We start from the raw sequence: 20,784 nt of genomic DNA, 5'->3' as shown, positions 1-20,784 counted from the left end.
AATTATCGTTTGCCACTATGCAGCCAGAATGGCTCTGCGGCCAGCGCCTGGCGGCGGAAATAATCGATGACGCTGCGATCCCGGTGTTCTATGGCACGACGCACTTCCAGCCAGTTCTCCAGCCAGGCGGCGGCAGCGTCGGCATAGGCGCCGGCCAGCAGTTGAATGCTGTCGATGTCACGGGTGAGGCGCGGCAGCTGGCCTTCATAGTCGTCCCCCAGGGTTTGCTGGAACGCATTTTTTAATTCGGCAGCCGCGCGCGATAGCTGGATATCGGCAAAGCGTTTAAACGAGCCGGCGATTTTCTTCTGCGCACCCTCATTTAACGATTCACGCCAGCCGCGGTTCACCAGCCATTCGGTCAGCGTGAGTTTGGCGCTGACCGTGGCAATGCTAAACACCGCCGATGGGTCTTTTCCGGCCTCTACCAGCGCCGCTTCAGCCACGTTGAGCGCTTCACGCAACGAGGCGGTAGCCTTACGCGGCACAATTCCGCCAAACAGCACCAGCGCGTGACGAACCCGCGCGATGGCCCGCAGAATTTCGGTTTTGGCCGCCGGATTGCCGCGGCTCCAGACCTCATCATGATAGAGCCAGTGCGCCAGCGCGTTTTCCAGCGCCGCTTCCAGCCCCTGCTCAACGCTGGCTTTTGCCGCGACCTGCACAACCCCGAACGCCGTGACCGGGCGCTCAGCGTTGCCCTGGGCCAGATGGTAGCCGCGGGCGGCTTTGCTCAGGCTCCCCTGCCGCAGTACGCCGGTTTCCAGCAGACGACGGGCCAGCGTCAGCACATCTTCCGTCTTGCCGGAGAGCAGCTCCAGTTCCAGTTCGCCGATCGTTTCCTGATGGTCAGCGGTCTTCACTTCCCCGCGATCGAGGGCGATTTCAATCTGGCTTTCACCTTCACTGACCACCCATTTTTCACGCTCAAAATCGGTGCTGAACAGCGGCTGCACGCCTTGTACAAGCTCAGCAGGCAGCTCCCCCTGGGGCCAGACTTCGGCAGGAAGGCGCTCCAGCGCCAGCTCGGGACCGTCCAGCGGGATATTGTATTCCGGACGCTGATGCAATCCGCCCACCACCCGGCCGGCAATTTTCAGGGTCATTTCGTAACGACCGCTGTCGCCGCGAACCCGCAGCCCCATATCATGACGACGCAACCAGTTATCCGCGGTTTCATAATAAATATTGAGCAACTGGCCCGCAGGCGTATGTTGGGCATTGAGCGTGTTAAGGTGCTGACGCAGTGCTTCTACGCCATTGTCGGAGACGATAAATTTTAATTCGATTTCTTGAGTCATGACTGAATTCTTCCGCTTCTGTGCTCTGCCGGGAAAATACGGCGAACTAATGCCGATATTTTTTGTCAGTAGATAGTATTTTGCGGCGATTCGCCATGCAATGCACATTGCGCATTTTGCCGGGCCACCCTTTGGATGTTTCCGATTGTGGCAGAAAACTTTGCGTCGCTATGGCGATGCCACTACTATCGTTCACCTTTTTATGACTTAACGATGACCTGATGCCAAAATTACGCCTTATTACTTTTGTTGTGCTGGCGCTTAGCGCCGCGACGGCGGTTCATGCAGAAGAAAAACGCTATGTTTCTGATGAACTGAACACCTGGGTTCGTACGGGTCCTGGCGATAATTATCGTCTTCAGGGCACCATCAACGCTGGGGAAGAAGTCTCTCTGCTGCAAACCAATGACAGCACCAATTATGCACAGATCCGCGACGGCAATGGCCGTACCGCCTGGATTCCGCTGAAAGAGCTGAGCACCGAGCCCAGCCTGCGTACCCGCGTGCCGGATCTGGAAAATCAGGTGAAAACCCTGACCGACAAGCTGAATAACATCGATACCACCTGGAACCAGCGCACTGCCGACATGCAGAAAAAAGTCGCGGGCAGCGATAACGTCATCAACGCGCTGAAAGACGAGAACCAAAAGCTGAAAAATGAGCTGGTTGTCGCCCAGAAGAAGGTCAATGCCGCCAATCTCCAGCTGGATGACAAACAGCGCACCATTATTATGCAGTGGTTTATGTACGGCGGTGGCGTGCTGGGTATCGGCCTGCTGCTCGGTCTCGTGTTGCCTCATCTGGTTCCGAGCCGTAAACGTAAAGACCGGTGGATGAACTAATTCGTCTTCTCTGCCAGACTTACGTATCATCTTGCACAAAGCAGATACGGGAGAGCAGGGCGTGAAGATTTATTTGGTCGGTGGTGCGGTTCGGGATGCATTATTAGGGCTACCGGTCAAAGATAAAGATTGGGTTGTCGTGGGCGCGACGCCTGAGCAACTGCTTGACGCGGGCTACCAGCAGGTAGGCCGCGATTTTCCCGTGTTTCTGCATCCGCAAAGCCGGGAAGAGTACGCGCTGGCGCGTACCGAGCGGAAATCCGGCTCGGGCTACACCGGCTTCACCTGCTATGCCGCCCCGGATGTCACTCTCGAGCAAGATCTGCTGCGCCGTGACCTGACGGTCAATGCGCTGGCCCAGGACGCTGACGGCCAGATTATCGACCCCTACGGCGGTCAGTCCGACCTGCACCTGCGCCTGCTGCGCCATGTATCCCCGGCATTCAGTGAAGATCCGCTACGCGTTTTACGCGTGGCGCGCTTTGCGGCGCGTTATGCCCACCTTGGTTTTCGCATTGCCGATGAGACCCTGGCGCTGATGCGCGAGATGGCCGACGCTGGCGAACTGGCCCACCTGACGCCCGAGCGGGTGTGGAAAGAGACCGAAAACGCCCTCAGCACCCGCAATCCGCAGGTGTTCTTCCAGACCTTACGCGATTGCCATGCGCTCGGCGTGCTGTTCCCGGAGATCGACGCGCTGTACGGCGTACCCGCCCCGGCAAAATGGCACCCGGAAATCGACACCGGCCTGCATACCCTGATGACCCTGACGATGGCGGCAATGCTGTCGCCGGACGTTGACGTGCGTTTTGCGACCCTGTGCCACGACCTTGGCAAAGGGCTGACGCCGAAGGCGCTGTGGCCACGCCACCACGGCCACGGCCCGGCGGGTGTTAAGCTGGTGGAGCAACTCTGCGCCCGTCTGCGTGTGCCAAACGATATTCGCGATCTGGCGAAGCTGGTTGCCGAGTTCCACGACCTGATCCACACCCTGCCAATCCTGCAGCCCAAAACGCTGATTAAGCTGTTCGACAATATCGACGCCTGGCGCAAGCCGCAGCGCGTCAGGCAAATTGCACTAACCAGCGAGGCCGATGTTCGCGGACGCACCGGGTTTGAAGCCTGCGATTACCCGCAGGGGCGTTTGCTGCTTGAAGCCTGGGATGTCGCCCAGTCGGTGTCGACCAAAGAGGTGGTCGCGCTGGGGCTTAAAGGGCCGGAGATTCGTGAAGAACTGACGCGACGCCGGATTCTGGCCGTCGCGCAGTGGAAGGAACAACGCTGCCCTCAGCCGCAAGACTGAGGGCCAGGTTTACCCTGTGCTTAGTGCTTAGAAGAACACCACGTAGACCACTGCCGCGACGATAAAGCGGTAGATGGCGAACGGGATAAACGAGATACGTTTAATCAGCTGCAGGAAGGTTTTAATCGCGATCAGCGCCACGATGAACGCCATGATAAACCCAACGGCAAACATCGGAATGTCGCTCACGCTGAGGAAACCGATGCTCTTATACAGATCCAGCACGGTGGCGCCCATCATCATCGGCACGGCCAGCAGGAAAGAGAACTCTGATGCCGCATAACGGCTGACGCCCATCAGCATCCCACCGGAAATGGTCGCCCCTGAACGGGAGAAGCCCGGCCACAGCGCCAGACACTGGAAACAGCCAATCGCAAACGCCTGACGATAGGTCATATCATCGATGCCCACGGCGCGCGGTTGCTTCGGTTTAAACACTTCCGCGGCGATCAGCAGTACGCCACCCACCACCAGCGCATACATCACGTTGATCGGGTTAAACAGCGATTTGATCATATCGTGGAAGACCAGCCCCAGCACCACCGCCGGAATCATCCCCAACAGAATATGAATCAGCGATAAGCGCCCGCTTCCCTGCCCTTCATGCACCGGCGGTTTGCCGAAATGAATACCGATCAAGCCAAACAGACGACGCCAGAACATCACGACAACCGCCAGGATAGAACCTAACTGAATGACCACCTCAAAAGTATTCGCGGTATCACCTTCAAAACCCAGAAGATGACCGACGATAATCATATGCCCGGTACTGGAAACCGGTAAAAACTCCGTTAACCCTTCAACCACACCCAATATTGCCGCCACCAGCAGCGAGTGTATATCGCTCATCCCATAAACCCTTTAACAGTAAAATGAAAAAACCAGATACGCTGAACCCTTCCATCAGGTGATATTGATGCGGCCAGTTTGGACACGGACGGCGCGGGAAATCGGAGCGTACACGGAGTCCGCTCAAATTTCGAGTCCTCTCCTGTAGTCCATAACAATAATGTATCCCGATAACCGCCAGCTATGACCGGTATAAACACCCTTTGTTTAATCAATATGACCTGAAAAGTTTTATTTCAGATTAAGGCCATGCCCGATTATGCCCGGCTGCGCTCGATAATCACGCCGACATTGGCCGCCCGGGCCACCGCACCTGGTTTGCTGACTTTGATCCGCACCCACGGAGACGGGAATTTTTCCAGCAGCAGATCGGCAATTTCTTCCGCCACACGTTCGACCAGTGCAAAGCGCCCTCCTTCAACGTGCCCCACCACCAGCTCGCTGATGTCAGCATAGCTGAGGCAATCGCTGACATCGTCGCTGCTCGCCGCTTTGCGGTTGTCCCAGGCCATTTCGATATCGAACACCAGTTTCTGTTCAATAGTCTGTTCCCAGTCATAAACCCCGATAGTGGTGATTACCGAAAGTTGCTCTATAAATACAATATCCATCACGACCTGCCTGCTTTTTGGCTAAACCGGATACCACTTCCGGCGAATTATGCGTATTATCCACAGATGCAAAGACATCCCCAAAATAATTCGCATAGCAGGAACTCCGCGGCGGTACACGCGGTCTGGCTCGACGTTTCAGGCGGCCTGCGTCTGAACGAGAACCACCGGTGCGCCGGCGACGCGAAGGGTAAAGGGGACAAAATGACATTTTCAAAATGGAACAGCTGATGAGTGCAATCGCGCCTGGACTGGTTATCCTTGCCTACCTCTGCGGCTCAATTTCCAGCGCCATTCTGGTGTGTCGTCTCGCTGGCCTGCCCGACCCTCGCGATAGCGGCTCAGGCAATCCTGGGGCGACTAACGTGCTACGAATTGGCGGCAAAGGAGCAGCCGTAACGGTTCTGATTTTTGACGTGCTCAAAGGCATGCTTCCCGTGTGGGGTGCCTGGGCGCTCGGCCTGACGCCGTTCTGGCTGGGCCTGGTCGCGATTGCGGCCTGCGTGGGCCATATCTGGCCGGTGTTCTTTCATTTTCGCGGCGGTAAAGGTGTCGCCACCGCGTTTGGTGCAATTGCCCCTATCGGCTGGGATCTGACCGGCGTGATGGCCGGCACCTGGTTGCTGACCATCCTGCTGAGCGGCTACTCGTCGCTTGGGGCTATCGTCAGCGCGCTGATTGCCCCCTTCTATGTCTGGTGGTTCAAACCGCAGTATACCTTCCCGGTATCGATGCTCTCGTGCCTGATTCTACTGCGCCACCACGACAATATTCAGCGCTTGTGGCGCCGCCAGGAAAGCAAAATCTGGGGCCGCCTGAAGAAGAACAAAAAAAAGCCAGAGCAGAAATAATCTCGCCCCCGGTTACCGTTGCCGGGCGGCGTTAGCCCCGACAATCTCACAGAATTGCCCTGTTTTACCGCCAATCATCCTGATTCGCCACCTCGCCGAAGATAATCCTTTCACAACAATCAGTTAGTTATGTCTTATAACCAAATGTGATTTATTCCCGCCTGTAGCGCTGTTTACTCTGATCCTCCTGAACAGACATCACAGAACACCATCATGACAGACGTAATTAATGCCGCTCCGGTCACCGCGACCGGCTCGCCTGGCGGGGAAGTCCAATGGATACGCGGCGCCGCCGATGTATCCCGGTTAATTAATGAAGGCAGCAGCGGGCGCAACAATGCGCGTATTGTCATCGGCATCGCCCTTGGCGGGATTTTCCTTGATGCTTACGATCTTGGCTCCCTCGCCTTCGGCCTGAAAGATATTACCCGCGAGTTCAACCTGACCCCGGCGGGCACCGGGATGGTGGCATCCGCCATCACCTTCGGGGCTATCGTTGGCGCGTTGATCGGGGGTTACCTGACCGATAAAATCGGCCGCTATCGGGTTTTTATGGCCGATATGCTGTTCTTTGTGGTGGCCGCTATCGCCTGTGCGCTGGCGCCCAATGAATATGTCCTGACCGCCGCCCGCTTTGTGATGGGGCTTGGGGTCGGGATCGACCTGCCGGTGGCGATGGCCTTCCTCAGCGAGTTCGCGAAGCTCAAAGGGCCGGGCAACAAAGCCTCCAGCGTCGCCATGTGGTGCCCGACCTGGTATGCCGCCATCAGCATCTCGTATCTGCTGGTGCTCTTTTTCTACGCCGTGCTGCCGGACAGCCACAGCGACTGGCTATGGCGCATCATTCTCGGCTTCGGCGCCGTCCCCGCGCTGGTGATCATCGCGATTCGTAGCCGCTACATGAGCGAATCCCCGGTGTGGGCCGCCAATCAGGGCAACCTGCGCGAAGCGGCCTCCATTTTGCGCCAGGCCTATAACATTAATGCCCATGTGGCCCAGGAGGCGCTGGATAACCCTGCGCCGGTGGTGAAAAAGGCCCAGTGGAGTAACTATTTACGTCTGTTCCAGGGCGTCTATCTGCGGCGTACCACCCTGGCAACGCTGCTGTCGGTAGTCTCCTCCTTTGCCTATAACGCCGTGGCTTTCGGCCTGCCGGTCATTATCTCCAGCTTCTTTGTCCAGTCGATGCTGACCACCATTCTGATCTCGCTGGCGCTGAATCTGCTGTTTGCGTTCGTTGGTGGCCTGCTGGCCGTGCGGCTGGTCCCGCGCTTAGGCGCGTGGAGGATGTCGCTGGCCGGTTACAGCTGCCAGCTGACGGCGCTGCTCGGCCTGGCGCTGGTTGGCCGCCCGGAAGGTGTCGGTGAAGGGATCGCGGCGGTCGCCATGCTGGCCCTGTTCCTTTTTGGTCAGGGCTTTGGCCCCGGCGCGCACACCATGACCTTTGCATCTCTGAGCTACCCGACTTCGCTGCGCGGCGTCGGGGTTGGCCTCAACCAGACCCTGATGCGCAGCAGCTCTACTCTGTCGCTGTTCCTGTTCCCGCTGCTGGTTGCGGCGCTGGATACTCAGGTATTCTGGGTTATCGCCGCCGCGCCGCTGATTGGCCTGCTGTCGCTGCTTGCCATTCGCTGGGAGCCTTCGGGCTACGACATTGACGCCGAGGATTACCAGGCGCCATAACCAGCCTCTGAACAGCCGTCGCGCAGGCGGCTGTTTTCCCGCGTTTCATTCATAAGCTTTTCATATGATCGCGATACTTTCTCTCCGATCAATACTCATCGCTGCTGTTTTATCTTGATTTTTGCAGGGGCGCTACATTGCACAGCACCGCGTTACCAGAACATAAAAAAGGCTGGCAGGCCACGCTGGATCTTCACTTTCACCATCGCAGCGGCAAAACGGTTCTGACCTCCGCCCGCCATGTCGGTCCACTTACCGTCCAGCGTCCCTTTTACCCGGAAGAAGATACCTGCCATCTCTATTTGCTCCATCCTCCCGGTGGCATCGTCGGCGGTGATGAGCTGACGATTAGCGCCACGCTCGATGAAGGCTGCCACACGTTGATCACCATGCCCGGCGCCAGCAAGTTTTATCGCAGCAGCGGCCCACAAGCCCGACTGCAACAAACGCTGACGCTGGCGGAAAACGCCACGCTGGAGTGGCTGCCGCAGGACGCTATTTTCTTTCCCGGCGCGCAGGCCACGCTGCACACCGCTTTTCACCTGAGCGCCTCCAGCACGCTGCTCGCCTGGGATCTGCTGTGTCTTGGTCGTCCGGTCATCGGCGAAACTTTTAGCCACGGCAGCCTCAACAACCGCCTTGAAGTATGGATGGATGGCTCGCCGCTGCTAATCGAACGCCTGAGCCTCGCAGATGGGCGGCTGGCCAGTGTGGCGGAGCAGCCGTGGGTCGGCACCCTGCTGTTCTACCCTGCCACTGAAGCCCTGCTGGAGGGCGTACGCGACCGACTGGCGCCGCTGGCGAACTATGCCGGCGCCACCCTCACCGACGGCCTGCTGACGGTCCGATTTTTAAGTGACGACAACTTACTTTGCCAGCGGGCAATGCGTGATATCTGGCAGTTTATGCGCCCGCATTTGACCGGGAAATCCCCGGTTCTTCCCCGAATCTGGTTGACCTAAGAGAACGCTATGGAACTGACCCCCAGAGAAAAAGACAAGCTGTTGCTGTTTACCGCCGCCTTAGTCGCCGAGCGTCGTCTGGCCCGTGGCCTCAAGCTGAACTATCCGGAAGCGGTGGCCCTGATCAGCGCCTTTATTATGGAAGGCGCGCGCGACGGCACCAGCGTAGCGACGCTGATGGAAACCGGCCGTCATGTGTTAAGCCGCGAACAGGTCATGGAGGGCGTGCCCGAAATGATCCCCGACATCCAGGTCGAAGCCACCTTCCCGGACGGCTCGAAGCTGGTCACCGTCCATAACCCGATAATCTGAGGTATCACGATGATCCCAGGTGAATACAAGGTGCAGCCGGGGCACATCGCCCTGAACGTGGGGCGTGCCACCCGCAGCGTGATCGTTGAGAATCATGGAGACCGGCCGATTCAGGTCGGCTCGCATTACCATTTTGCCGAAGTTAACCCGGCGCTGAAGTTTGACCGGGCGCAGGCTACCGGCTATCGCCTGAATATTGCCGCCGGTACCGCGGTCCGTTTTGAACCGGGGCAAAAACGCGAAGTAGAGCTGGTGGCGCTTGCCGGTAGCCGCGCGGTGTACGGTTTTCGTGGCGATGTGATGGGTAATCTGGAGGCACACGATGAGTGATATTTCACGCCAGGCCTATGCCGATATGTTTGGCCCCACCACCGGCGACAAAGTGCGGCTGGCGGACACCGAACTGTGGGTAGAGGTCGAAGACGATCTCACCACCTACGGCGAAGAGGTCAAATTCGGCGGCGGCAAAGTGATCCGCGACGGGATGGGCCAGGGGCAAATGCTGGCCGATGAGTGCGTCGATCTGGTGCTGACCAATGCCCTGATTATCGACCACTGGGGGATCATCAAGGCGGACATCGGGGTCAAAGCGGGGCGGATCTTCGCCATCGGCAAAGCCGGTAACCCGGATATCCAGCCCAACGTAACGATCCCGATCGGCGCCGCAACCGAAGTGATTGCCGCCGAAGGGAAGATCGTCACCGCAGGCGGCGTGGACACCCATATCCACTGGATCTGCCCGCAGCAGGCGGAAGAGGCGCTGGTCTCCGGGGTCACCACCATGGTTGGCGGCGGCACCGGCCCGGCGGCCGGGACCCACGCCACCACCTGCACTCCCGGCCCGTGGTACATCTCACGGATGCTGCAGGCGGCAGACAGCCTGCCGGTGAATATCGGCCTGCTGGGGAAAGGTAATGGCTCCAACCCGGAAGCGCTGCGCGAGCAGGTCGCCGCCGGGGTGATAGGCCTGAAGATCCATGAGGACTGGGGCGCGACGCCAGCGACCATCAACTGCGCGCTGACCGTGGCCGACGAAATGGATATCCAGGTGGCGTTACACAGCGACACCCTGAATGAATCTGGCTTTGTCGAGGATACCCTGGCGGCGATTGGCGGACGGACCATCCACACCTTCCATACCGAAGGGGCGGGCGGCGGCCATGCGCCGGATATCATCACCGCCTGCGCGCACCCCAATATTCTTCCTTCCTCTACCAACCCGACGCTGCCCTACACCGTCAATACCATCGACGAACATCTCGATATGCTGATGGTCTGCCACCATCTCGACCCGGATATCGCCGAAGATGTCGCCTTTGCCGAATCGCGTATACGCCGGGAAACCATTGCCGCAGAAGATGTCCTGCACGACCTCGGCGCCTTCTCGCTGACCTCGTCTGATTCACAGGCGATGGGGCGCGTGGGCGAAGTGGTGTTGCGCACCTGGCAGGTGGCGCACCGGATGAAGGTCCAGCGCGGGCCGCTGGCGGAAGAGCGTGGCGATAACGACAACTTCCGCGTGAAGCGCTATATCGCCAAGTACACCATTAACCCGGCGCTGACCCACGGCATCGCCCATGAAGTAGGGTCAGTGGAAGTCGGGAAACTGGCGGACCTCGTGCTGTGGTCACCGGCATTTTTCGGCGTTAAGCCGGCGACGGTGATCAAGGGCGGCATGATTGCCATCGCGCCGATGGGCGACATCAACGCCTCGATCCCGACGCCGCAGCCGGTGCACTATCGCCCGATGTTCGGCGCTCTGGGCAGCGCCCGCCATCACTGCCGCCTCACCTTCCTGCCGCAGGCGGCGGTAGACGGCGGCGTGGCGCAACGCCTGAATCTGCACAGCGCGACGGCGGTGGTCAAAGGCTGCCGGACGGTGCAGAAGGCCGATATGATCCACAACAGTCTGCAGCCGAATATCACCGTCGACGCCCAGACCTATGAGGTCCGTATCGACGGCGAGTTGATTACCAGCGAACCGGCAGAGGTTCTGCCGATGGCGCAACGTTATTTTCTGTTTTAAGGAGTCCGGATGCTCTATCTGACCCAACGAGTTGATTCTCCCGCGGCAGCGCTGACCGCCAGCGTCACGCTGCCGATTGATGTGCGGGTAAAAAGCCGTATCAAAGTGACCCTTAACGATGGCCGTGAAGCGGGCCTGCTGCTGCCGCGCGGGCTGTTGTTACGCGGTGGCGATGTGCTCAGCAATGAAGAGGGTAGCGAGTTCATCGAAGTGATCGCCGCTAATGAAGGGGTATCGGTGGTGCGCTGCGACGATCCGTTCATGCTGGCGAAAGCCTGCTATCACCTCGGCAACCGCCACGTCCCGCTGCAGATCATGCCCGGCGAACTGCGCTTTCATCACGACCACGTGCTGGACGATATGCTGCGTCAGTTTGGCCTGGCGGTGAGTTTTGCCCAGTTACCCTTCGAGCCGGAAGCAGGCGCGTACGCCAGCGAAAGCCACGGGCATCATCACGGGCACAGTCACGGGCACAGTCACGGCCATGATCACGAACATCACCATCACGAGCACAACCACTAAATGCCGACGCCGGAAAAACGTCTGCGGCTGATGCAGCTGGCCAGCAGCAGCCTGCCGGTCGGCGGCTACAGCTGGTCGCAGGGGCTGGAATGGGCTGTGGAAGCGGGCTGGGTGCCGGATACCCCGGCCTTTGAGCGCTGGCAGCTACAGCAGATGGAACAGAGCTTTTTCACCGTCGATCTGCCGCTGTTCGCCCGCCTGTATCGCGCCTGCGAACAGGACGATTTACCGTCCGCCCAGCGCTGGACCGCCTGGCTGCTGGCCTGCCGCGAAACCCGCGAACTGCGCGAGGAAGAGCGCAATCGCGGTGCGGCATTTGCCCGGCTGCTGGCGGACTGGCAGCCGGATTGCCCGCCGCCCTGGCGCAAGCTGTGCCAGCAAAGCCAGCTCGCCGGGATAGCCTGGCTGGGCGTGCGCTGGCAAATCGCCATCCCCGATCTGGCCCTGAGCCTTGGCTACAGCTGGATCGAAAGCGCGGTGATGGCGGGCGTTAAGCTGGTCCCCTTCGGCCAGCAGGCAGCTCAACAGCTGATTTTACGTCTGTGCGATCGTTACGCGGCGGATATGGCCAGCGCCCTTGCGGCACCGGACAGCGCCATCGGCTCCTCGACGCCGCTGGCGGCGATTGCCTCCGCCCGGCACGAAACCCAGTATTCCCGAATATTCCGTTCCTAGGAGACAGCATGAACAATTACAAACACCCGCTGCGCGTTGGCGTCGGCGGCCCGGTCGGTTCCGGGAAAACGGCCCTGCTGGAAGCGCTGTGTAAAGCGATGCGTGACAGCTATCAACTGGCGGTCGTTACTAACGATATCTACACCAAAGAAGATCAGCGCATCCTCACCGAAGCCGGTGCGCTGGAGCCAGAGCGTATCGTCGGCGTCGAAACCGGCGGCTGCCCGCATACCGCGATCCGTGAAGACGCCTCGATGAACCTGGCGGCGGTGGAAGCGCTGAGCGAAAAGTTCGGTAACCTCGACCTGATCTTCGTTGAGAGCGGCGGCGATAACCTGAGCGCCACCTTTAGCCCCGAGCTGGCGGATCTGACCATCTACGTCATCGACGTCGCGGAAGGCGAAAAGATCCCGCGTAAAGGCGGTCCAGGGATCACCAGATCTGACTTCCTGGTGATCAACAAAACCGACCTTGCACCGTATGTGGGCGCATCGCTGGAAGTGATGGAACGCGACACCATGCGCATGCGCGGCGAACGCCCGTGGACCTTCACCAACCTGAAAAGCGGCGATGGGCTGAACAACATCATCGCCTTCCTCGAAGACAAGGGCATGCTGCGATAACATCCTCTGCACCATGCGGACGCGCCTGCGCCCGCATGGTGCACGCCCTGCCCTTTCTTTACGCTCGCTCACCCCACCAGGCCCGCCGCCGCTGCGCCACGATGTGACATCAGGATGTGGCATAAGGTTTGCTAATCATAGTCATGCCTAACCATTAAGGAATGACGATGTCATCACTGGATATTAAAACTGAGCTGCCTGTACAGACCGATACATCAGGCTCCCGGGAAACCCTGGAAGATTATACCCTGCGCTACGCCCCGCTGAGTTTCCGTCGCTGGGGACCGGGCGTCGTCGCGGTAACCGCGCTGGGCGGCATCGCCTATCTGGCGGACTTTTCAATCGGCGCCAGCATCGGCATGGCATGGGGCACCACCAACGCCATTTACGCTATCCTGCTGGCGGCGCTGGTGATTTTTCTGACCGGGATCCCGCTGGCCATTACCGCAGCCCGCTACAACATCGACCTCGACCTCATCACCCGTAGCGCCGGCTTCGGCTATTTTGGCTCGGTGATCACCAGCATTATCTTTGCCGGTTTTACCTTTATCTTTTTCGCCCTTGAAGGCTCGATCATGGCCCAGGGGTTGCTGGTTGGCCTTGGGATCCCGCTGTGGATGGGCTATCTCATCGCCACCCTGATGGTCCTGCCGCTGGTAATTTACGGTATGAAAGCGCTGACCCGCCTGCAGGTCTGGACGACGCCGCTGTGGTTAGTGCTGATGGTGGTGCCGGTGGCCTGGCTGATTGCCAAAGACCCGGGCCTGGTGGACGGCTTCATGAATTTCAGCGGCAAAAACAACGCCGCGCACGTCGACTTAACCGCCATTATGCTCGGCGCCGGCGTGTGCCTGTCGCTGATTATGCAGATTGGTGAACAGATCGATTACCTGCGCTTTATGCCGCCAAAAACGGCGGAGAACAGCAAAAGCTGGTGGCTGGCGGTCTTTTCCGCCGGACCGGGCTGGGTCGTATTGGGGGCGATTAAACAGATCATCGGCGCCTTCCTCGGCTTCTATCTGCTGACCCGCTTCCCGGCGGTGCACAACACCGAACCGGTGCAACAGTTTGTCAGCGTCTTTGATAACCTGGTGCCCGGCTGGCTGGCGTTAACATTGGCCGTGGTGCTGGTGGTGATTTCGCAGATTAAAATCAACGTTACCAATGCCTATTCCGGCTCGCTGGCGTGGACCAGCGCCTGGACACGGACCACCAAACGCTATCCGGGGCGGATTATCTTCGTGATCGTCAACCTGGCGATTGCGCTGGCGCTGATGGAGGGCGATATGTTCAGCGCCCTGTCATGGATCCTCGGCTTCTACTCTAACTTTGCCATTGCCTGGGTTGTGGTGGTTGCCACCGATATCACCGTGAACAAGGGGCTGCTGAAGCTCGCGCCGGCGCAGCCGGAATATCGTCGCGGGATGATTCACAACGTCAACCCGGTCGGCGTGGTCTCTTTCGCCCTGGCCGCTGGCCTGTCGATCTGCGCCTTCTTCGGCCTGCTGGGAGCGACCCTGGCGCCATTCTCTCCGCTGATTGCCCTGGTTGTGGCGCTGGTGATGACCCCGCTGATGGGGATCCTTACCGGTGGCCGTTACTACATCAAACAGCACGACGACGGTATCAGCGAACCGCGCTACGACGCGCAAGGCAACGCTTCCACCACCGTTTACCAGTGTCTCAGCTGTGATGAAGAGTATGAACGTCCGGACGTGATGCACTCGCACAAGCATCAGGGCGCGATTTGCTCGCTGTGTAAGAGTATGGAGTAACGCAGGAAAGCAGGAAAGAAACAGGCCGACGCAGCGTCGGCCTGTAGAGTGGCTTACGCCGCAGGCAGTTCAGCAAGCGGCCAGCGCGGACGCACGGTCACCCCGAGGTCAGGCTTCGCGCCGGTGCGCAGACGCACCATCCCGGCATAGGCGATCATCGCGCCGTTATCGGTGCAGAATTCCGGGCGAGCATAGAAGACTTCGCCGCCGCGCTTAGTCATCATCTGTGCCAGCTTCGCTCGCAGCGTGCGGTTCGCGCTCACGCCACCGGCCATCACCAGGCGTTTAAAGCCGGTCTGTTCCAGCGCTCGCTTGCACTTGATCATCAGAGTATCCACCACCGCATCTTCAAACGCCCGGGCGATATCGGCACGGGTCTGCTCGTCGTCGGTGTTATTGCGGATGGTGTTAGCCGCGAAGGTTTTCAGGCCTGAGAAGCTAAAATCCAGCCCCGGACGGTCGGTCATCGGACGCGGGAAGACAAATCGTCCCTCGGTGCCCTGCGCCGCCATTTTAGACAGCATCGGCCCGCCAGGATAATCCAGCCCCAGCAGCTTCGCCGTTTTATCGAAGGCTTCGCCTGCGGCATCATCGATAGACTCGCCCAGCAGCGTGTACTGGCCAATGCCGGTGACGCTGATCAACTGGGTATGGCCACCGGAAACCAGCAACGCCACAAAAGGATATTCCGGCGGATTATCTTCCAGCATCGGTGCCAGCAGGTGGCCTTCCATATGGTGCACCGGAATCGCCGGTACATTCCAGGCAAACGCCAGCGAGCGCCCGACCGTAGCGCCGACCAGCAGCGCGCCAACCAGACCCGGTCCGGCGGTATAGGCCACTGCATCAATGTCTTTTGCCGTCAGCCCGGCCTCTTTTAATGCTGCCTGGATCAGCGGTACGGTTTTGCGCACGTGATCGCGTGAAGCCAGCTCAGGCACAACACCGCCGTAGTCAGCATGTAATTTCACCTGACTATACAGTTGGTTGGCTAGCAGCCCTTTTTCGTCGTCATAAATGGCGATGCCGGTTTCATCGCAGGATGTTTCAATACCCAGTACACGCATGTCTTTTTTACCTCACTCTAATACCGCGCAGTGTAGGACCAATGCCGGTTGATGTATACCCTCAGCGTATCGCGGTAAAACTTTGTTCGCCCCAGGAAGAAGGCTCGTGTATACTCCTCACCCTTATAAAAGTCCTTTCAAAAAGGGCGCAGGTGCTTTACAAAGCAGCAGTAGTTGCAGTAAAATTCCGCACCATTTTGAAATAAGCTGGCGTTGATGCCAGCAGCAAACCGAATTAATAAAGGTGAGAGGCACATGCCGGTAATTAAAGTACGTGAAAACGAGCCGTTCGACGTAGCTCTGCGTCGCTTCAAGCGTTCCTGTGAAAAAGCGGGTGTTCTGGCGGAAGTTCGTCGTCGTGAGTTCTATGAAAAACCGACTACCGAACGTAAGCGCGCTAAAGCTTCTGCAGTGAAACGTCACGCGAAGAAACTGGCTCGCGAAAACGCACGCCGCACTCGTCTGTACTAATCTGTTGAGGGCACAGCCCTCAATTCAGACCGAGTTGTAGTTGTAAGGCCGTGCTTCCGGAAGGAATGCGCGGCTTATTTTCGTTTATGCATTAGCATATACACAGCATCAGGTCAGAACGTCCGCAGTCAACGCTGAGGCCGTCTACAGGATCATGTGTATAGTTTACGGGGCCTATGGCTGGACGAATTCCACGCGTATTCATTAATGACCTGCTGGCTCGAACCGACATCGTCGATCTTATCGACGCGCGGGTAAAGCTCAAGAAGCAGGGCAAGAACTACCACGCGTGCTGTCCATTCCATAACGAAAAAACCCCCTCTTTTACCGTCAACGGTGAAAAACAGTTTTACCACTGCTTTGGTTGCGGTGCGCACGGCAACGCCGTCGACTTCCTGATGAACTACGACAAGCTCGAGTTCGTGGAGACGGTCGAAGAACTTGCCGCCATGCACAACCTCGAAGTGCCATACGAAGCAGGCAGCGGGCCGAGTCAGATAGAGCGCCATCAACGGCAAAGTCTCTATCAGTTAATGGACGGTCTGAATGCGTTTTACCAACAGTCTCTGACACACCCCGCCGCCGACCCTGCGCGCCAGTATCTGGCAAAACGCGGTTTAAGCAGCGAGGTCATTGCGCGCTTCGCGATTGGCTACGCGCCGCCCGGTTGGGATAACGTCTTAAAACGGTTTGGCGGCAATCAAGAAAACCGCCAGTCGCTTATCGATGCCGGCATGCTGGTTACGAACGATAAGGGGCGCAGTTACGACCGCTTCCGCGAACGGGTGATGTTCCCCATCCGCGATAAGCGAGGCCGGGTCATTGGGTTTGGTGGACGCGTGCTGGGCGATGCCCTGCCGAAATACCTGAACTCCCCGGAAACCGATATTTTCCATAAAGGTCGCCAGCTGTATGGCCTTTATGAGGCGCAGCAGGATAACGCCGAACCACCCCGTCTGCTGGTTGTCGAAGGCTATATGGACGTTGTGGCGCTGGCGCAGTACGACATCAATTATGCCGTAGCGTCGTTGGGAACCTCGACCACAGCTGACCATATTCAGCTGTTGTTCCGGGCCACCAACCAGGTCATCTGCTGTTACGACGGCGACCGGGCCGGCCGCGATGCCGCCTGGCGAGCGCTGGAAACGGCGCTACCGTACATGACCGACGGTCGTCAGCTACGCTTTATGTTTCTGCCTGACGGTGAAGACCCGGATACGCTGGTGCGTAAAGAGGGTAAAGCGGCGTTCGAAGCGCGGATGGAGCAGGCTCAGCCGCTCTCCACGTTTTTGTTTAACAGCCTGATGCCGCAGGTCGACTTAAGCACCCCGGATGGGCGCGCGCAGCTCAGTACGCTGGCGCTGCCGCTGATAACCCAGGTGCCGGGCGAAACGCTGCGCATATATTTACGTCAGGAATTAGGCAACAAGTTAGGGATTTTAGATGACGCCCAGCTTGAACGTTTAATGCCAAAACAGACAGAAAGTGGTGCCCCGCGTCCCGCACCGCAGCTAAAACGCACGACCATGCGTATACTTATAGGGCTGCTGGTGCAAAACCCGGACCTGGCCCCGCTGGTTCCACCTTTAGAAGGTCTGGATCAGCGCAAAATGCCGGGACTGGGTCTGTTCAGCGAACTGGTGAAAACCTGTTTGTCACAGCCAGGTCTGACGACCGGGCAGCTTTTAGAGCAGTATCGCGGCACAAATGAGGCCGCCACCCTTGAAAAACTGTCGATGTGGGACGATATAGCAGATAAAGATATCGCGGAAAAAACCTTCACCGACTCGCTCAACCATATGTTTGATTCACTGCTGGAACTGCGGCAAGAAGAGTTGATAGCTCGTGACCGCACACACGGTTTAAGCAGTGAAGAACGCCGGGAACTCTGGACCATCAGTCAGGAACTGGCAAAGAAATGAATTGCACGGCTTAAGTGCCGAATATCGTTCGGGAAGCCCCCGACAGCCGCGCTGAGGCGCAGCGGCAATAATATAAGTACGCCCTCGCTTTAAATGTTGGCAGTTTGTTGTCGACACCAATCAAACGAAATAAGTGTGGATACCGTCTTATGGAGCAAAACCCGCAGTCACAGCTGAAGCTTCTTGTCCAACGTGGTAAGGAGCAAGGCTATCTGACCTATGCCGAGGTCAATGACCATCTGCCGGAAGATATCGTCGACTCCGATCAGATCGAAGACATCATCCAAATGATCAATGACATGGGCATTCAGGTGATGGAAGAAGCACCGGATGCCGATGATCTACTGCTGGCTGAAAACAGCAACAACACTGACGAAGATGCAGAAGAAGCAGCTGCACAGGTGCTGTCCAGTGTTGAATCTGAAATCGGACGGACAACCGATCCGGTGCGCATGTACATGCGCGAAATGGGTACCGTCGAACTGCTGACGCGTGAAGGCGAAATTGACATCGCCAAACGTATTGAAGATGGGATTAACCAGGTTCAGTGCTCCGTTGCTGAATATCCGGAAGCCATCACCTATCTGCTCGAGCAGTACGATCGCGTTGAAGCGGAAGAAGCACGTCTGTCTGACCTGATCACCGGCTTTGTCGATCCTAACGCTGAAGAAGATCTGGCGCCGACCGCAACGCACGTCGGTTCTGAACTGTCTCAGGAAGAGATGGATGACGACGAAGACGAAGATGAAGACGACGATGACGACAGCAGCGATGACGACAACAGCATCGACCCTGAGCTGGCGCGCGCGAAATTCGGTGAACTGCGTACGCAGTACGAACTGACCCGCGACACCATTAAAGCAAAAGGTCGTAGCCACGCCGCCGCGCAGGAAGAAATTCTCAAGCTGTCCGAAGTGTTCAAACAGTTCCGTCTGGTACCGAAACAGTTCGATTACCTGGTTGGCAGCATGCGTAGCATGATGGATCGCGTCCGTACTCAGGAACGCATCATCATGAAACTGTGCGTTGAACAGTGCAAAATGCCGAAGAAAAACTTCATCACGCTGTTCACCGGCAACGAAACCAGCGAAACCTGGTTCAACGCCGCTGTCGCTATGAACAAGCCGTGGTCTGAAAAGCTGCATGACGTGAAAGAAGACGTTCAGCGCGGCCTGATGAAACTGCAGCAGATTGAAGAAGAAACCGGCCTGACCATCGAGCAGGTTAAAGATATCAACCGTCGCATGTCCATCGGTGAAGCGAAAGCCCGCCGTGCGAAGAAAGAGATGGTTGAAGCAAACTTACGTCTGGTTATTTCTATCGCCAAGAAATACACCAACCGTGGTCTGCAGTTCCTGGATCTGATTCAGGAAGGTAACATCGGTCTGATGAAAGCGGTTGATAAGTTCGAATATCGTCGCGGCTACAAGTTCTCCACCTACGCGACCTGGTGGATCCGTCAGGCAATTACCCGCTCTATCGCGGATCAGGCGCGCACCATCCGTATTCCGGTGCATATGATTGAGACCATCAACAAGCTCAACCGTATCTCCCGCCAGATGCTGCAGGAAATGGGTCGCGAGCCGACGCCGGAAGAGCTGGCTGAACGTATGCTGATGCCGGAAGATAAAATTCGCAAAGTGCTGAAAATTGCCAAAGAGCCAATCTCCATGGAAACGCCGATCGGCGACGATGAAGATTCGCATCTGGGTGATTTCATCGAGGATACCACCCTCGAGCTGCCGCTGGATTCCGCTACCACGGAAAGCCTGCGTGCCGCCACTCACGACGTTCTGGCTGGCCTGACCGCCCGTGAAGCGAAAGTTCTGCGTATGCGTTTCGGTATCGATATGAACACCGACCACACGCTGGAAGAAGTCGGCAAACAGTTCGACGTAACCCGCGAACGTATCCGTCAGATCGAAGCGAAAGCGCTGCGTAAGCTGCGTCACCCGAGCCGTTCTGAAGTGCTGCGTAGCTTCCTCGACGATTAATCGGTTCCGATTAACGATCCGACAAAAAGCCAGTCAACCGACTGGCTTTTTTTATTTCCGCGAAAAATCCTCTTCTGCTTTTCGTTCGTGCATTCCTTTTCGCCAGCGCTTATCGAACAATAAACGCTCTGCTTACCCCTGCATATACCAATAAAAAAGGAAGACACCATGACTGAATCACAGACCACTCATGACTGGTTGGGTCTGGCTAATCGCGTCTTTGCCGTGAGCGGCGCCGCCAGCGGGATCGGCGAAGCCATCGCCACCGCGCTGGCGCAGCAAGGCGCCGATGTCGCCCTGCTCGACCGAAACCCTCAGGGGTGTGAAGCGCTGCGCCAACGCCTGCAAAAGTACCCCGGCAAACGCCTGGCCGTCGCCTGTGATGTGGCTCATGAAGAACAGGTAAAAGAAGCGGCACAGAGCGTGCGCGCCCACCTCGGCCCCTGCTATGGGTTGGTCAACGCGGCCGGTATTTTACGCCCGGCGGGGCTGGCGGATATCAGCCTCGAGCAGTGGAACGCCCAGCTGGCAGTGAACCTGACCGGCTATCTGCTGTGCGCGCGTGAATTTGCCCACGATATGCGCGCCGCCAGATGCGGCAGCATCGTGCATATCGGTTCTATTTCCGGGCGTATCCCGCAGCCCTGGAGCGGCGCCTACAGCCCGGGGAAAGCGGCGGTGGGTCTACTATCGCAGCAAATTGCCGTGGAATGGGGCCAGGAAGGTATCCGCAGTAACCTGGTCGCCCCGGGGATGATTGAAACCGCCCTGACCGCCGAGTACTACGCGCAACCCGGCGTACGCCAGAGCCGCGAATCCTTCACCGCCAGCCAGCGTATCGGTAAGCCGGAAGACATTGCCCGCGCCGTTCTGTTCCTGCTAAGTGAACGCTCGAGCTATATCAACGGCGCGGAACTGGGAGTGGATGGCGGCCTGCCCACCATGCTGATGGGGAAAATCCCGCGTCCCGGTTACTCCGGCAACTAAACTGCCCG

20 protein-coding genes and 1 pseudogene are annotated in these 20,784 nt (G+C 58.0%); 16 read left to right on the top strand and 5 right to left on the bottom strand.

All coding sequences use genetic code 11. From position 1 onward, the window contains the following. Window positions 1–2: 2 nt before the first annotated feature. Window positions 3–1,301, bottom strand: coding sequence for an inorganic triphosphatase (locus EDF82_RS15545; protein WP_123756430.1), 1,299 nt, complete (start codon window positions 1,299–1,301; stop codon window positions 3–5). Window positions 1,302–1,522: 221 nt separating this feature from the next. Here EDF82_RS15545 and EDF82_RS15540 point away from each other — a divergent pair, with 221 nt between their 5' ends. Next, window positions 1,523–2,143, top strand: coding sequence for a TIGR04211 family SH3 domain-containing protein (locus EDF82_RS15540; RefSeq protein ID WP_123756429.1), 621 nt, complete (start codon window positions 1,523–1,525; stop codon window positions 2,141–2,143). 61 nt (window positions 2,144–2,204) lie between these two features. Continuing rightward, on the top strand, window positions 2,205–3,446 hold the full coding sequence (locus tag EDF82_RS15535; RefSeq protein ID WP_123756428.1) for a multifunctional CCA addition/repair protein: 1,242 nt from the start codon (window positions 2,205–2,207) through the stop codon (window positions 3,444–3,446). Window positions 3,447–3,473: 27 nt separating this feature from the next. On the opposite strand, the gene bacA is transcribed toward EDF82_RS15535, so the two are convergent. Together bacA and folB are read right to left on the bottom strand one after the other, a co-directional pair. Then, window positions 3,474–4,295 carry an undecaprenyl-diphosphate phosphatase gene (gene bacA, locus EDF82_RS15530; protein WP_123756427.1) on the bottom strand — a complete coding sequence of 274 codons (822 nt, stop codon included), beginning with the start codon at window positions 4,293–4,295 and terminating at the stop codon, window positions 3,474–3,476. Window positions 4,296–4,552: 257 nt separating this feature from the next. Continuing rightward, the gene (folB, locus tag EDF82_RS15525; RefSeq protein ID WP_123756426.1) at window positions 4,553–4,906 is read right to left on the bottom strand and encodes a bifunctional dihydroneopterin aldolase/7,8-dihydroneopterin epimerase; all 354 of its coding nucleotides are present in this window, start codon (window positions 4,904–4,906) and stop codon (window positions 4,553–4,555) included. A gap of 230 nt (window positions 4,907–5,136) precedes the next feature. Between folB and plsY the strand changes: the two genes are divergently transcribed. After that, entirely contained in the window at window positions 5,137–5,757 is a 621-nt protein-coding gene (plsY, locus tag EDF82_RS15520) for a glycerol-3-phosphate 1-O-acyltransferase PlsY (protein WP_123756931.1), read from the top strand. A gap of 213 nt (window positions 5,758–5,970) precedes the next feature. After that, on the top strand, window positions 5,971–7,440 hold the full coding sequence (locus EDF82_RS15515; RefSeq protein WP_123756425.1) for an MFS transporter: 1,470 nt from the start codon (window positions 5,971–5,973) through the stop codon (window positions 7,438–7,440). Window positions 7,441–7,503: 63 nt separating this feature from the next. Here EDF82_RS15515 and EDF82_RS25475 read toward each other — a convergent pair. Then, window positions 7,504–7,588: pseudogene (locus EDF82_RS25475) on the bottom strand (short-chain dehydrogenase); the annotation flags it as partial. Between EDF82_RS25475 and EDF82_RS15510 the strand changes: the two are divergent. The 8 genes from EDF82_RS15510 (at window position 7,578) to EDF82_RS15475 (ending at window position 14,335) form a co-directional block, all read left to right on the top strand. Further along, the gene (locus EDF82_RS15510) at window positions 7,578–8,402 is read left to right on the top strand and encodes an urease accessory protein UreD (RefSeq protein WP_123756424.1); all 825 of its coding nucleotides are present in this window, start codon (window positions 7,578–7,580) and stop codon (window positions 8,400–8,402) included. The pseudogene EDF82_RS25475 and the gene EDF82_RS15510 sit on opposite strands and share 11 nt — an antisense overlap. Before the next feature lie 9 nt (window positions 8,403–8,411). Then, the gene (locus EDF82_RS15505) at window positions 8,412–8,714 is read left to right on the top strand and encodes an urease subunit gamma (protein WP_123756423.1); all 303 of its coding nucleotides are present in this window, start codon (window positions 8,412–8,414) and stop codon (window positions 8,712–8,714) included. 9 nt (window positions 8,715–8,723) lie between these two features. Beyond that, on the top strand, window positions 8,724–9,044 hold the full coding sequence (locus tag EDF82_RS15500) for an urease subunit beta (RefSeq protein WP_123756422.1): 321 nt from the start codon (window positions 8,724–8,726) through the stop codon (window positions 9,042–9,044). After that, a complete protein-coding gene (gene ureC / locus EDF82_RS15495; protein ID WP_123756421.1) occupies window positions 9,037–10,740 on the top strand; it encodes an urease subunit alpha in 1,704 nt (567 codons plus the stop codon). The genes EDF82_RS15500 and ureC overlap by 8 nt, the downstream gene beginning before the upstream one ends. Window positions 10,741–10,749: 9 nt before the next feature. Then, window positions 10,750–11,262: an urease accessory protein UreE gene (gene ureE / locus EDF82_RS15490; RefSeq protein ID WP_123756420.1), complete on the top strand. Its 513-nt coding sequence runs from the start codon at window positions 10,750–10,752 to the stop codon at window positions 11,260–11,262. After that, on the top strand, window positions 11,263–11,937 hold the full coding sequence (locus EDF82_RS15485) for an urease accessory protein UreF (protein ID WP_123756419.1): 675 nt from the start codon (window positions 11,263–11,265) through the stop codon (window positions 11,935–11,937). A gap of 8 nt (window positions 11,938–11,945) precedes the next feature. Continuing rightward, window positions 11,946–12,560 carry an urease accessory protein UreG gene (ureG, locus tag EDF82_RS15480; RefSeq protein WP_123756418.1) on the top strand — a complete coding sequence of 205 codons (615 nt, stop codon included), beginning with the start codon at window positions 11,946–11,948 and terminating at the stop codon, window positions 12,558–12,560. 167 nt (window positions 12,561–12,727) lie between these two features. Continuing rightward, a complete protein-coding gene (locus EDF82_RS15475) occupies window positions 12,728–14,335 on the top strand; it encodes a cytosine permease (RefSeq protein WP_123756417.1) in 1,608 nt (535 codons plus the stop codon). Between the two features lie 53 nt (window positions 14,336–14,388). Here EDF82_RS15475 and tsaD read toward each other — a convergent pair whose 3' ends face one another. Further along, complete coding sequence (tsaD, locus tag EDF82_RS15470; RefSeq protein WP_123756416.1) at window positions 14,389–15,402, bottom strand: tRNA (adenosine(37)-N6)-threonylcarbamoyltransferase complex transferase subunit TsaD; 1,014 nt, start codon at window positions 15,400–15,402, stop codon at window positions 14,389–14,391. Between the two features lie 255 nt (window positions 15,403–15,657). Between tsaD and rpsU the strand changes: the two genes are divergently transcribed. The 4 genes from rpsU (at window position 15,658) to EDF82_RS15450 (ending at window position 20,776) form a co-directional block, all read left to right on the top strand. Beyond that, a complete protein-coding gene (gene rpsU, locus EDF82_RS15465; RefSeq protein ID WP_001144069.1) occupies window positions 15,658–15,873 on the top strand; it encodes a 30S ribosomal protein S21 in 216 nt (71 codons plus the stop codon). Between the two features lie 176 nt (window positions 15,874–16,049). Beyond that, window positions 16,050–17,795, top strand: a complete 1,746-nt coding sequence (dnaG, locus tag EDF82_RS15460; protein ID WP_123756415.1) for a DNA primase — start codon at window positions 16,050–16,052, stop codon at window positions 17,793–17,795. Window positions 17,796–17,914: 119 nt separating this feature from the next. Then, window positions 17,915–19,789, top strand: coding sequence for an RNA polymerase sigma factor RpoD (gene rpoD, locus EDF82_RS15455; protein WP_255417679.1), 1,875 nt, complete (start codon window positions 17,915–17,917; stop codon window positions 19,787–19,789). Between the two features lie 168 nt (window positions 19,790–19,957). Beyond that, window positions 19,958–20,776: an SDR family NAD(P)-dependent oxidoreductase gene (locus EDF82_RS15450; protein WP_123756413.1), complete on the top strand. Its 819-nt coding sequence runs from the start codon at window positions 19,958–19,960 to the stop codon at window positions 20,774–20,776. The last annotated feature ends 8 nt before the right edge of the window (window positions 20,777–20,784 follow it).

This window comes from Klebsiella sp. BIGb0399, from assembly GCF_003752615.1.
Lineage (GTDB): Bacteria > Pseudomonadota > Gammaproteobacteria > Enterobacterales > Enterobacteriaceae > Klebsiella > Klebsiella lignicola.
Note: the sequence above shows the minus strand (reverse complement) of the source record. Positions and strands in the feature narration are given on the sequence as shown.

What these genes read in the sequence shown, in the direction of transcription:
- EDF82_RS15450 (WP_123756413.1), top strand. Translation starts at nt 19,958, where the DNA reads ATGACTGAATCACAGACCACTCATGACTGGTTGGGTCTGGCTAATCGC.
- EDF82_RS15545 (WP_123756430.1), bottom strand. Translation starts at nt 1,301, where the DNA reads ATGACTCAAGAAATCGAATTAAAATTTATCGTCTCCGACAATGGCGTA.
- EDF82_RS15515 (WP_123756425.1), top strand. Translation starts at nt 5,971, where the DNA reads ATGACAGACGTAATTAATGCCGCTCCGGTCACCGCGACCGGCTCGCCT.
- folB (WP_123756426.1), bottom strand. Translation starts at nt 4,906, where the DNA reads ATGGATATTGTATTTATAGAGCAACTTTCGGTAATCACCACTATCGGG.
- rpsU (WP_001144069.1), top strand. Translation starts at nt 15,658, where the DNA reads ATGCCGGTAATTAAAGTACGTGAAAACGAGCCGTTCGACGTAGCTCTG.
- ureE (WP_123756420.1), top strand. Translation starts at nt 10,750, where the DNA reads ATGCTCTATCTGACCCAACGAGTTGATTCTCCCGCGGCAGCGCTGACC.
- EDF82_RS15485 (WP_123756419.1), top strand. Translation starts at nt 11,263, where the DNA reads ATGCCGACGCCGGAAAAACGTCTGCGGCTGATGCAGCTGGCCAGCAGC.
- EDF82_RS15500 (WP_123756422.1), top strand. Translation starts at nt 8,724, where the DNA reads ATGATCCCAGGTGAATACAAGGTGCAGCCGGGGCACATCGCCCTGAAC.
- plsY (WP_123756931.1), top strand. Translation starts at nt 5,137, where the DNA reads ATGAGTGCAATCGCGCCTGGACTGGTTATCCTTGCCTACCTCTGCGGC.
- EDF82_RS15475 (WP_123756417.1), top strand. Translation starts at nt 12,728, where the DNA reads ATGTCATCACTGGATATTAAAACTGAGCTGCCTGTACAGACCGATACA.
- dnaG (WP_123756415.1), top strand. Translation starts at nt 16,050, where the DNA reads ATGGCTGGACGAATTCCACGCGTATTCATTAATGACCTGCTGGCTCGA.
- tsaD (WP_123756416.1), bottom strand. Translation starts at nt 15,402, where the DNA reads ATGCGTGTACTGGGTATTGAAACATCCTGCGATGAAACCGGCATCGCC.
- EDF82_RS15505 (WP_123756423.1), top strand. Translation starts at nt 8,412, where the DNA reads ATGGAACTGACCCCCAGAGAAAAAGACAAGCTGTTGCTGTTTACCGCC.
- bacA (WP_123756427.1), bottom strand. Translation starts at nt 4,295, where the DNA reads ATGAGCGATATACACTCGCTGCTGGTGGCGGCAATATTGGGTGTGGTT.
- ureC (WP_123756421.1), top strand. Translation starts at nt 9,037, where the DNA reads ATGAGTGATATTTCACGCCAGGCCTATGCCGATATGTTTGGCCCCACC.
- EDF82_RS15540 (WP_123756429.1), top strand. Translation starts at nt 1,523, where the DNA reads ATGCCAAAATTACGCCTTATTACTTTTGTTGTGCTGGCGCTTAGCGCC.
- ureG (WP_123756418.1), top strand. Translation starts at nt 11,946, where the DNA reads ATGAACAATTACAAACACCCGCTGCGCGTTGGCGTCGGCGGCCCGGTC.